Source organism: Marivirga sp., assembly GCF_024636815.1.
GTDB lineage: Bacteria > Bacteroidota > Bacteroidia > Cytophagales > Cyclobacteriaceae > Marivirga.
In genome coordinates this window covers 1-11,113 of record NZ_JAGXGF010000041.1, presented here as the reverse complement: position 1 = coordinate 11,113, position 11,113 = coordinate 1, and the positions used below count along the sequence as shown (strand labels likewise).

The 11,113-nt window shown below is 35.1% G+C and carries 9 protein-coding genes and 1 tRNA gene; 7 read left to right on the top strand and 3 right to left on the bottom strand.

Annotated features, from left to right (window positions below; translation table 11 throughout):
• Positions 1–290 (top strand): hemolysin III family protein (locus Q0L29_RS03505; protein WP_296619125.1); only part of this gene is annotated, 290 nt, incomplete at its 5' end.
• 2 nt (positions 291–292) lie between these two features.
• Here the strand turns inward: Q0L29_RS03505 and Q0L29_RS03500 are convergent.
• The 3 genes from Q0L29_RS03500 to groES form a co-directional block, all read right to left on the bottom strand.
• Entirely contained in the window at positions 293–682 is a 390-nt protein-coding gene (locus tag Q0L29_RS03500; RefSeq protein WP_296619123.1) for a TerB family tellurite resistance protein, read from the bottom strand.
• A 105-nt stretch (positions 683–787) separates the two neighbouring features.
• Positions 788–2,434: a chaperonin GroEL gene (gene groL, locus Q0L29_RS03495; RefSeq protein WP_296619121.1), complete on the bottom strand. Its 1,647-nt coding sequence runs from the start codon at positions 2,432–2,434 to the stop codon at positions 788–790.
• A gap of 34 nt (positions 2,435–2,468) precedes the next feature.
• Positions 2,469–2,747 carry a co-chaperone GroES gene (gene groES / locus Q0L29_RS03490; protein WP_296619119.1) on the bottom strand — a complete coding sequence of 93 codons (279 nt, stop codon included), beginning with the start codon at positions 2,745–2,747 and terminating at the stop codon, positions 2,469–2,471.
• 197 nt (positions 2,748–2,944) lie between these two features.
• Between groES and Q0L29_RS03485 the strand changes: the two genes are divergently transcribed.
• The 6 genes from Q0L29_RS03485 to Q0L29_RS03460 all read left to right on the top strand — a co-directional run bounded on the left by Q0L29_RS03485 (position 2,945) and on the right by Q0L29_RS03460 (position 10,845).
• A complete protein-coding gene (locus tag Q0L29_RS03485) occupies positions 2,945–3,664 on the top strand; it encodes a hypothetical protein (RefSeq protein ID WP_296619118.1) in 720 nt (239 codons plus the stop codon).
• 218 nt (positions 3,665–3,882) lie between these two features.
• Entirely contained in the window at positions 3,883–6,333 is a 2,451-nt protein-coding gene (locus Q0L29_RS03480; protein ID WP_296619116.1) for a prolyl oligopeptidase family serine peptidase, read from the top strand.
• A gap of 150 nt (positions 6,334–6,483) precedes the next feature.
• Positions 6,484–6,804 carry a hypothetical protein gene (locus Q0L29_RS03475; RefSeq protein WP_296619126.1) on the top strand — a complete coding sequence of 107 codons (321 nt, stop codon included), beginning with the start codon at positions 6,484–6,486 and terminating at the stop codon, positions 6,802–6,804.
• Positions 6,805–7,066: 262 nt separating this feature from the next.
• Positions 7,067–8,062 carry an ABC transporter ATP-binding protein gene (locus Q0L29_RS03470; RefSeq protein ID WP_296619115.1) on the top strand — a complete coding sequence of 332 codons (996 nt, stop codon included), beginning with the start codon at positions 7,067–7,069 and terminating at the stop codon, positions 8,060–8,062.
• A gap of 435 nt (positions 8,063–8,497) precedes the next feature.
• A complete protein-coding gene (gene rpsA, locus Q0L29_RS03465) occupies positions 8,498–10,507 on the top strand; it encodes a 30S ribosomal protein S1 (protein ID WP_296619113.1) in 2,010 nt (669 codons plus the stop codon).
• 267 nt (positions 10,508–10,774) lie between these two features.
• Positions 10,775–10,845, top strand: a tRNA-Cys gene (locus Q0L29_RS03460).
• Positions 10,846–11,113: the final 268 nt, after the last annotated feature.

Here is an 11,113-nt window from a genome sequence, read left to right as displayed (position 1 = left end):
GAATTGCTGTGCTCGGAACTGTTTTTAAAGTGTTTTTTACTCATCGCTTTGCTAAACTTTCTCTAATTCTTTATTTAGGGATGGGTTGGATAGCTGTATTTATTGCTCAACCATTATATGAAGAGCTATCTACTACGGTGCTCTTACTATTAATAGGAGGGGGGCTGAGTTACACGCTCGGAACTATTTTTTACACGAACCATAAAATGCATTATGCTCATGCCATTTGGCATGTTTTTGTATTGATAGGTACAATAACACATTTTATAGCTGTAATGTATTTACTGTAAGATTAGTGGTCACCCTCTCGTATGTTTAATAATTTCTTGATTGCTTCCACGGTTTTGGTTTCCATATCATGAATAAAACCATCTGCCATGATCACCTCTTGTAAATCATTCATGATTCTGTTAGAATTGATTCTATCATTTTTGTAGTGCAAATAATTGTGGTAGATGATATGGTTAATGTCAGAATCGGATAGTTCTTCGTATTCGTCTTTCAAAGCCACAAACTTGGACCTAAGTTGATCCATATCCTCAATGTCCGGAAAATAATCTTCCATTTTGGAAAGAATAACTTCAATCTCAGAGCCTTTGAGGCTATAATCAGAACTTCCTACATGGATTAGTAGAAATAAAATAAAGCTTTCGTAATTCTTAAAAATATTATGCTTGTCCATTTCTTAGTTATGTTTAGTGTAAAGCTATACTTTTTTAGAATAAAAAAATAAAAAAGGCTTTGTCAATCGACAAAGCCTTAATTTTCTTCTTTGAAAATAGGGGAATTACATCATTCCACCCATTCCGCCCATGCCACCTGACATTCCGCCACCTTGCATTCCGCCACCATTGTCTTCTTCCTCTTCATCAGAAACTACACATTCAGTAGTTAACAATAATCCTGAGATAGAAGCTGCATTTTCAAGGGCTAAGCGAGTTACCTTAGTTGGGTCAATTACACCAGCTTTAAATAAATTCTCATATTTATTAGTACGAGCGTTGAATCCGTAATCGTCTTTACCTTCCAATACTTTGTTGATAATTACTGAACCTTCCTGACCTGCATTTTCAACGATTGTTCTTAGGGGGGATTCAAGTGCCAATCTGATGATGTTTACACCAGTTTCTTGATCTTCGTTTTCAACATCAACTTTATCCAAAGCTTTGATTGCTCTTAATAAAGCAATACCACCACCTGCAACAATTCCTTCTTGAACAGCAGCTCTTGTAGCATGTAATGCATCATCAACTCTGTCTTTCTTCTCTTTCATTTCTACTTCTGTAGCTGCACCTATGTAAAGAATTGCAACACCGCCTGCCAATTTAGCTAAACGCTCTTGTAACTTTTCTTTGTCGTAGTCAGAAGTAGTGTTCTCCATTTGAGATTTGATTTGACTCACTCTCGCTTGGATATCTTCTTTTTTACCTGCGCCATTAACAATAGTAGTATTGTCTTTGTCGATAGTGATTTTCTCTGCTGTACCTAAGTATTCTAAAGTAGCTCCATCTAATTTATAGCCTCTTTCTTCAGAAATAACAGTACCACCTGTTAAGATAGCGATGTCTTCCAACATTGCTTTTCTTCTGTCACCAAAACCTGGAGCTTTAACAGCAGCAATTTTTAGAGAACCTCTTATTTTGTTTACAACTAAAGTAGCTAAAGCTTCACCTTCCACTTCTTCAGAAATAATTAATAATGGCTTACCAGTTTGAGAAACTGCTTCTAAGATTGGAAGCAATTCTTTCATGCTGCCAATTTTCTTATCGTAAATTAAGACATAAGGATTATCTAATTCCGCTTCCATTTTTTCAGTATTGGTTACGAAATATGGAGATTGATAACCTCTGTCAAACTGCATACCTTCTACAGTTTTTACTTCAGTTTCAGTACCTCTTGCTTCTTCAACAGTAATTACACCGTCTTTTCCAACTTTATCCATTGCCTCGGCAATCATTTTACCGATAGTGGCATCATTGTTAGCAGAAATAGTACCTACTTGCTCAATTTCGTTGCTGTTAGAAATGTCTTTAGACTGTTTCTTTAAGTCTGCAACAACAACTTTAACTGCTTTTTCAATACCTCTTTTCAAATCCATTGGGTTAGCACCCGCAGTTACGTTTTTCAATCCGTGCTTGAAAATTGATTGAGCCAAAACAGTGGCTGTTGTAGTACCGTCACCCGCTTCATCAGCAGTTTTAGAAGCAACTTCTTTCACAAGCTGAGCGCCCATGTTTTCGATTGCATCTTTCAATTCGATTTCTTTAGCTACCGAAACACCATCTTTGGTTACAGTAGGAGCACCGAATTTCTTGTCGATGATTACGTTTCTACCTTTTGGTCCTAAGGTTACTTTTACTGCGTTAGCTAATTTGTCAACGCCTCTTCTTAAGCCGTCTCTAGCTTTTAGGTCAAATGAAATATCCTTTGCCATAGTTTTATAATTAATGTTTTTAGTTAATTTTTAATTAAATAGTACCGAAAATGTCGGAATTTCTCATGATTAAATACTCTTTTCCTTCAAGGGTAAATTCTGTACCTGAATACTTGCCGTATAATACAGAATCACCAACCTTAACGGTAACAGGAGCATCTTCTTTTCCTGGACCCACAGCAACTATTGTACCTTGTTGTGGCTTTTCTTTTGCAGTATCAGGGATAATGATACCAGATGCTGTTTTTTCTTCTACAGGAGCTGGCTCTACTAGAACCCTATCCTCGTTTGGTTTAAATGATATGTTTGACATTTTAATATAATTTATGTTTTGATTTTTTGTTAATCTGTGTTCCTGAGAACATTAAATGTGCCACTTATAAAACCGTGTCAAAATTGCAGTCTTTTCAATTTAAATTTGTCATGTAAGATTATTCGCATTAACGTTTGTGAACTTTTGACAGATTATGATTATATTTCTTTGTCAGTTTTAGTAAAAATTAAATGAATATGGAAAAGTTAGCAGATGACTGGATCACCAAAGGCAGACTAGATTTTGAGTACAAAAAGTATATTTTGTTAGCCTATTTACAACATGTAGGTAAATCTTTTGAACAACATAAACTTTATCCCTCTTTTGCTGATTTAATTATGCATTATAAAAATGCTGCTCAGTTAAAGGATGGAAAACAAAATTTATGGAAGTCATTTCCTAAAGAATTAACTCAAGTGGATTTAAAAAATTTTAGACTGTTTTTTGAATCAAAAGTAACAGAAGATGATCAACTTCTGGAACTTGAAAACATCATTGATTTTGCAATGAATAAGTTACAAAATCATATAATGGTAGGAAAGAATATTTTTGATGAAGTAGAAAAGCAAATAATCATAGAACCAGTAGGAGTGAAGGCTTTAGGAGAAAATGAAGGCTTGTTATTAATAGATCCTCAATACGAATCATTTTATCATGTATATCAATATAGAATTTCAATATTTGAAGCAGCTGAAGAGAAAATAAGAGGTCTTCAAACAGTTTTTATTGATAGAATTAAAAAGTCTATAGGTACAACCTTAGAACAAATTAAAATTCAAGTTTTAAGAAATATTCAATTGGTTAGTAATTATTCTGCTTTTCGGGTGGTGGCTTTGCAGCCTTATCCTTATGAAGAAACCCTTTTGCCAATCGTAAAAAGAAGTTTTTCTAGTTATTTGGATAATAATTATCGTTGATTTTAAATTATTTCACAGCTATTGTTTTTCATAAGACTCATAAATGATAAAACTCTCAAACAACCATTAAACATTTAGTTTTTCCTTTAGAGTATAACTAATTAGTAAATATCAGGCGCTTTATATAATTTCAGGTATAGTCAGTATTTCTTGTTCTGAATAGAGTAAGATCTACCTGATTTATTTGAATTCATTTATTAAACCAAAAACTAAACACGATGAAGAAAATATTATATCTCGTTCTGCTGATGTTTATCAGCTTGAACTTAACAGCTCAAGAGAATTTAGATTATCAAAAACCTCCTAAAGAGATTTTAGAATTAGTGGATGCGCCTTTAGCACCTTCCGTTTTAATTGATAAAAAGGGAGAAAATGTAGTTTTGATTTACAGAGACCCCTACAAATCTATTTCTGAACTATCAGAAGAAGAATTAAGACTAGGCGGTCTACGTATAAATCCGAAAACAAATATTGGAAGCCGAACACGTTATTACAACGATATAAAAACTAAAAAAGCACTTAAGGATGATATTAAGGAAGTAGAAGGCTTACCTGAAACTCCCAGATTGGCAAACTTTAACTGGTCGCCTGATCAAAAAATGATTGCTTTTTCTCATACTACATCGACTGGTGTTGAGATTTGGGTTTTAAATATTAATGAAAGCAAAGCAACTCGATTGATGGAAGGGATTGCTAATGCCAATATGGGTAATCCAATTGTGTGGAAAAAAGATAATTCCGGATTATTGGTGAATGTTTTACCTGAAGATAGAAAAGAGCTTATCAATACAGGGGAAGCGATACCAAGTGGCCCCGTTATTTCGGTAAGTGATGGAGAAAAGGCTCAGAATAGAACCTATCAGGATCTATTGAGCAATCCTAATGATGAATTCAATTTTGAGCAATTAGCTTTATCTAAAATTGTTTCTTTGGATTTGAAAGGAAATTCTACAGATTTCTTACCAACGGCTATGTATTCCAGCATATCAGTTTCTCCAAATGGAAAGTATGTAATGGTGAGTACAATTAAATCACCCTTTTCATATATAGTGCCTTATTATAGGTTTCCTAATGAAACGAACATTTATGATTTAGAAGGAAATTTAATTAGCCAGGTGAATGATGTCCCTTTACAGGAAGTTTTACCGAAAGGCTTTATGTCTGTCAGAACAGGTAGGAGAAGCATGAATTGGAGAAATGACAAAGCTGCTACATTAATTTATGCAAAGGCTCTAGATGAAGGTGACCCAGAAAAAGAGGTGGATTTTAGAGATGAAGTTTATCAATTAGAAGCCCCATTTAAAGGAGAAGGAGAGCCGTTATTAAAGACTATCAATAGATATCGATACATTCAATGGGGAAATGATAACATGGCAATAGCTCATGATTACTGGTGGAATACTAGAAATATGAAAGCATATACTTTTAATCCTTCTATTAGCGATCAAGAACCAAAAGTGCTTTTTGATAGAAATTACCAAGATAGCTATAATGATCCCGGAAGTTTTGTGACTACTAAAAATGATTTCAATGAGTATGTTCTGGAATTAGATGGTGATAAAGCTTTTTTAATGGGAGATGGTTATACGCCTGAGGGACAGTTTCCATTTATAGATGAGATTGATTTAAAAACACAAAAGAAAAATAGACTTTATAGGTCAGAATATACCGATAAGCTTGAGAATTTATACTCTTCTATTGATATGAAGAAAGGAACAGTTTTGGTAAGAATAGAGTCCCAAACAGATTATCCTAATTACTACTTTAGAAATATCAGAAAGAAAAATGACTTAAAGCAAATCACATCTTTTGAGAATCCTTTTAAAAGTATGCAAAATGTGCATAAGGAAGTAATAAGCTATGAAAGGGAAGATGGATTGTCATTAGATGGTACTTTGTATTTGCCGGCAGATTATGATAAATCTAAAAAAGAGAAAAAACCAATGATTTTATGGGCTTACCCTCGTGAGTATAAAGACAAAAGTAGTGCAGGTCAAAATACATCTAATCCAAATGAATTTATTTACCCTTATTATGGTAGCCCTATTTATTGGGTGACTCAAGGTTATGTGGTGTTGGATGGAGCTGCTTTTCCAATAGTTGGAGAAGGAGAGGAGGAGCCAAATGATACATTCCGAAAACAATTAGTGGATAATGCAAAAGCAGCAATAGACGCAGTTGATGAAATGGGATATATAGATAGAAATAGAGTAGCGGTTGGAGGTCATTCCTATGGTGCTTTTATGGTAGCCAATTTGCTTTCGCACTCAGATTTATTTGCAGCTGGAATTGCCAGAAGTGGTGCTTACAACAGGACACTAACACCTTTTGGATTCCAGAGTGAAGAGCGTTCTTACTGGGATTCACCTGAGACTTATTATAATATGTCGCCATTTATGCATGCAGATAAAATGGATACTCCATTATTGTTAATCCATGGTCAGGCTGATAATAATTCAGGAACTTATCCATTACAAAGTGAAAGATATTTCAATGCTTTAAAAGGGTTGGGAGCTACTGCACGATTGGTGATGTTACCTAAAGAAAGTCATGGATATAGCGCAAAAGAGAGTATTCTGCACATGCTTTGGGAGCAGCACGAATGGCTGGAGAAATATGTGAAGAATAAACCTGAAGAATCAAATTCTGAAGAAGGAGAGTCAAAATAAAAAATTAGAATATTATTAAAATTAATTCAAAAGCATTTACTGATAATTTTGGTGGTGCTTTTGAATTACTAAAAAATATATTGCACTTATATTTTGATTAAAAGAACAATAGGCATACATTTGCAATCCAATTTTGACAAAGAACTAATCATGGCAGGAACAAGTCTCAAAAGAAAAGCAAGAAAAAACAGAGTAGTAGCAAAGAAAAGAGTGGATAGCATTCAGAAATTGCAACAACAACCTGTTATAAAAAATGTTGATATAGAAGCTATTAAAGCAGAATTCGAAAAAGCAGATAAGAAAAAACCTGCTGCCAAGAAAGAAGATACTGCTAAAGCTGAAAAGAAAGAGGAAGCACCGAAAGCAAAAAAGGCAGCTCCTAAAAAGAAAGCAGCTCCTAAGAAAGAGGAAGCTAAAACTGAAGATAAGCCAAAGGCAGCTAAGAAAAAAGAAGACAAAAAAGAAGATTAACACCTTTTCTTTTTACAGATATAAAAATGAAGCGAACATCAGTTCGCTTTTTTTGTTTGTAGATAATAAATATTACAAACCTGTCAGGTTTGAAGTAGTAAATACCTCATTGAGTCTGACTTTCTGATGCTTTTTTTGATTAAAACCTGACAGGTTTTTCATTGGGGTTTAATGGTCGGTGGCACACCGACCTGAAAATTATAAGGATTAATTTAAGTAAACCTGACAGGTTTCTGATTCGTCAAGCTATTAAACTCAGTCCATGTCTAAAGTTATATTAGAAGCTGTAAATATTTCCAAATCATTCGATAAGCCTATACTTTCAAAAGTTAATCTGAAAATCAAGGAAGGCGAAACGCATGTGATAATGGGAAAAAGCGGTGAGGGTAAATCTACCTTGCTTAAGATTTTAGCTGGACTCACTGCAGCGGATAGTGGAAAGATTATTTTTGATGGTATAGAATTAGAGAATCCGGAGGAGGTTCTGGTTGCAGGGCATGAGGAATTAGCTTATGTAGCACAAAATTTCAATCTCCTGCATAACCGAACAGTCCTTGAGAATTTAAAGGATGCACTTTTGGCTTTTAAAGTTGATTTTGCGGAACAGCAAATCAATCAACTATTGCAGTTGATGCGATTGGAAGAGGTAAAGGAGCATAAAATTGAATTGTTATCAGGTGGAGAAAAACAAAGATTGGCTATTGCTCGAGCATTAGCTACTCAGCCAGCTGTATTGTTGCTTGACGAACCCTTTACACAACTTGACTTTCCCACTCGCCAAATTCTACTGGATGCTATTAAGGAAGTTAAGGATGAATTGGATACCAGCATAATACTAGTTAGCCATAATCTCTATGAAGCATTCTACCTGGCTGATATTATTCATATACTTAAGAATGGAGATATTATAAAGAGTGATCAACCTAAAGCCATTTATGAAAAACCAGAGTTTATATCCGTTGCTAATATTTTAGGGGAAGTAAATCTAATTCCAAAAGGCAAACTTGGGAAAGGACAGTCAAAATTACTTGGGATCTGGAGTGAAAATATTTTGATCAATATAGATAATGATTCAAAGTATCAATTAAAATTAAAGCTGACGGAAAAGCTGTTTATTGGTAATTATTATCGCTATCAGTTTCAACTTTCCAAAAATCAATCCCTTAGTGTAAAATCAATACAATCAGAATTTGAAGTAGGAGAGAACTATAATGTTGTTTTTCCTGAATCCCATCTATTCGAATTAAAAGAAGATTGATTTTAACCATATTTAACCACAAGGAACACGATATAACCATAAAGAGCACTGAGATTTTTCACCAAGTTTCACGAAGAATAAACATGATGACAGCCGAAGGCTGTGGGTTAACCGCAAAGACACTAAGACGCAAAGAATTTTAATTTGATAGGTAGTAAATTGGTTTCTAACAATCTTTATCTCAAGCTTAAAAGCTTTTGTAGCAAAATCAAATTTTGTAATAACTTAGCGTCTTAGCGTCTTTGCGGTTCCAAATCAGCTGAGCAATAGATTTTTTATTATCTGAGCCCGAACATATTGCGACTTTCCAAATAAATCGTACCTTTGCAATCCGTTCGAGTGAATGGGCTTATCTGAACAGGTAAGTATTTGTAAACCAAAACGATGGAAATCTTGGCTCGGATTGACATTGTAATTAAAGAGCCCTGACACATTATGGCAGAAAATCAAGAAAACGTATCGAATGAAGAGTTCGACTGGGAAGCATTTGAAACCAAAGGATTTGGTGAAGGTTACTCAAAATCAAAAAGAGAAGAATTAGCTGCAATGTACGACAATGTTGCTACTGACTTGGCTGAGCAGGAAGTAGTTAAAGGTATTGTGGTTGCGATCAACGATCGTGACGTGGTATTAAATGTTGGGTACAAGTCTGATGGATTAGTTCCTACCAATGAATTCCGTGATACTCCTGATTTAAAAATTGGTGACGAAGTGGAAGTTTACGTTGAAGAACGTGAAGATCAAAATGGGGAATTAGTTTTATCTAGAAGAAAAGCAAAAATTGTAGGTGCTTGGGACAAAATCCAAAAAGCGCTTGACGAAGATCTAATCATCGAAGGATTAGTAAAAAGAAGAACTAAAGGTGGTTTAATCGTGGATGTACACGGTGTTGAAGCCTTCTTACCTGGTTCTCAAATTGACGTGAAGCCTATTCGCGACTTCGATGTTTTCGTAGGTAAGAAAATGGAAGTAAAAGTGGTGAAAATCAACTACAGTAACGATAACGTAGTAGTTTCCCACAAAGTATTAATAGAGAAAGATCTAGAGAAGCAAAAAGCTGAAATCTTGAACAACCTTGAGAAAGGTCAGGTTCTAGAAGGTGTGATCAAAAACATGACTAACTTTGGTGTATTTATTGACCTTGGTGGTGTTGATGGTCTATTGCACATTACTGATATTTCTTGGGGTAGAATCAACCATCCTGAAGAGGTGTTGAAGCTTGACGAAAAAGTGAAAGTAGTAGTACTTGACTTTGACGAAGGTAAAAAACGTATTTCTTTAGGTATGAAGCAGTTGACTTCTCACCCTTGGGACTCATTGGCTGAAGGCCTTGACGTAGGTTCTAAAGTGAAAGGTAAAATTGTTAATGTTGCTGATTACGGTGCATTCTTGGAGATCGCTCCTGGTGTTGAAGGTTTGATTCACGTTTCTGAAATGAGCTGGTCACAGCACTTGAGAAATCCACAAGATTTCATCAATGTTGGTGATGAGTTAGAAGCTGTAGTTCTTACTTTGGACAAAGAAGATCGTAAGATGTCATTAGGTATCAAGCAATTGACTGAAGATCCTTGGAATAAGAAAGAAGTATTAACAAAATATGCAGTTGGTACTGAGCATAAAGGAGTAGTTAGAAATATGACTAACTTCGGATTGTTCATCGAATTGGAAGAAGGTATTGACGGATTGGTTCACGTTTCTGATTTAAGCTGGACTAAGAAAATCAAGCACCCATCTGAATTCGTGAAAGTAGGAGAGGAATTGAACGTAGTTGTTTTAGAACTTGATGTTGATAACAGAAGATTAGCATTAGGACATAAGCAATTAGAAGAAAACCCTTGGGATACTTTCGAGACAGTATTTACTGTAGGTTCTAAGCACAAATGTACTGTGTTGAACAAAAACGAAAAAGGTGCTATTCTTGAACTTCCTTACGGTATCGAAGGTTTTGCTGCAACTAAGCATTTGAAGAAAGCAGATGATTCTATGGCAGAAGTAGGCGAGTCTTTAGAATTCCAAGTATTAGAATTCTCTAAAGATGATAAGCGTATTGTATTGTCTCACTTACATACACACTCTAAAGTAGAAGAGGCAGCTCCTAAGAAGAAGCCAGCTACTACTGGAAGTGGTAAGAAGAAATCAGCTCCTAAGCAACAAGCTTCTTCATCTACATTAGGTGATTTAGATGCATTATCTGCATTGAAAACTCAAATGGAAGATGATGCTAAAGGCGGAAGCAAGAAAAAAGCTGCTCCTAAAAAAGAGGAAGAGCCAAAAGCAGAAGCAAAGAAGGAAGAGCCTAAAGCTGAAAAAGAAGCAGCTAAGAAAGAAGAGCCAAAAGCTGATGAAGTGAAAGCAGAAGCCAAAAAGGAAGAAGCTAAAGCTGAAGAGAAAGAGGCGAAATCTGAAGAGAAAAAGGCTGACGATAAAAAAGAGGATAAAGAGTAATATCTAAATCTTATTTAATATATGCTAAAGCCATCTACTTTTTAAGTAGGTGGCTTTTTTTGTTTTTTACTGATTTAAATCAGAGCGACTGTCCCCTTGAGGGGACTTCAGGGGTGTTTTTTAAGTGGATTAAGAGGGACAAGATGATTTCATTGGTAAAAAAATAAATGTAGTTATATAGTAAGCTAAATTATTTAATAATTATTCTTGTTCTCTATTTGACAAGCACGATAATATGTCTATTTTTGCAATCGCAAAAGCGAATAAGGTCACGTGGCCGAGTGGCTAGGCAGTGGTCTGCAAAACCATCCACAGCGGTTCGAATCCGCTCGTGACCTCTTTTTTTACCTCCTTCGTGTCAAAAGCGGAGGAGGTTTTTTTATGCGCAATATTTGATGCGGATGAGAACCGCTCGGTTTGTAATAGAAAAATCAAAGGTTTTTGCAAATGGGCACGCGCGGCACACGTGCGCCCAATGTCGTTAAGTTAAGCTAAATTCCTTTAGAATTCATGATTTTAAACCTTCTTCTAGAATCTGTTTTTGGCCGAGGAAAAGAACGGTTCATTCTTACTATTTCAGTTCTTCTTTTTATGATAGAAAGTATT

Bases quoted from the DNA above. Each gene is read 5' to 3' on its own strand.
- Q0L29_RS03500 (WP_296619123.1), bottom strand. From the start codon at position 682: ATGGACAAGCATAATATTTTTAAGAATTACGAAAGCTTTATTTTATTT.
- groL (WP_296619121.1), bottom strand. From the start codon at position 2,434: ATGGCAAAGGATATTTCATTTGACCTAAAAGCTAGAGACGGCTTAAGA.
- groES (WP_296619119.1), bottom strand. From the start codon at position 2,747: ATGTCAAACATATCATTTAAACCAAACGAGGATAGGGTTCTAGTAGAG.
- Q0L29_RS03485 (WP_296619118.1), top strand. From the start codon at position 2,945: ATGGAAAAGTTAGCAGATGACTGGATCACCAAAGGCAGACTAGATTTT.
- Q0L29_RS03480 (WP_296619116.1), top strand. From the start codon at position 3,883: ATGAAGAAAATATTATATCTCGTTCTGCTGATGTTTATCAGCTTGAAC.
- Q0L29_RS03475 (WP_296619126.1), top strand. From the start codon at position 6,484: ATGGCAGGAACAAGTCTCAAAAGAAAAGCAAGAAAAAACAGAGTAGTA.
- Q0L29_RS03470 (WP_296619115.1), top strand. From the start codon at position 7,067: ATGTCTAAAGTTATATTAGAAGCTGTAAATATTTCCAAATCATTCGAT.
- rpsA (WP_296619113.1), top strand. From the start codon at position 8,498: ATGGCAGAAAATCAAGAAAACGTATCGAATGAAGAGTTCGACTGGGAA.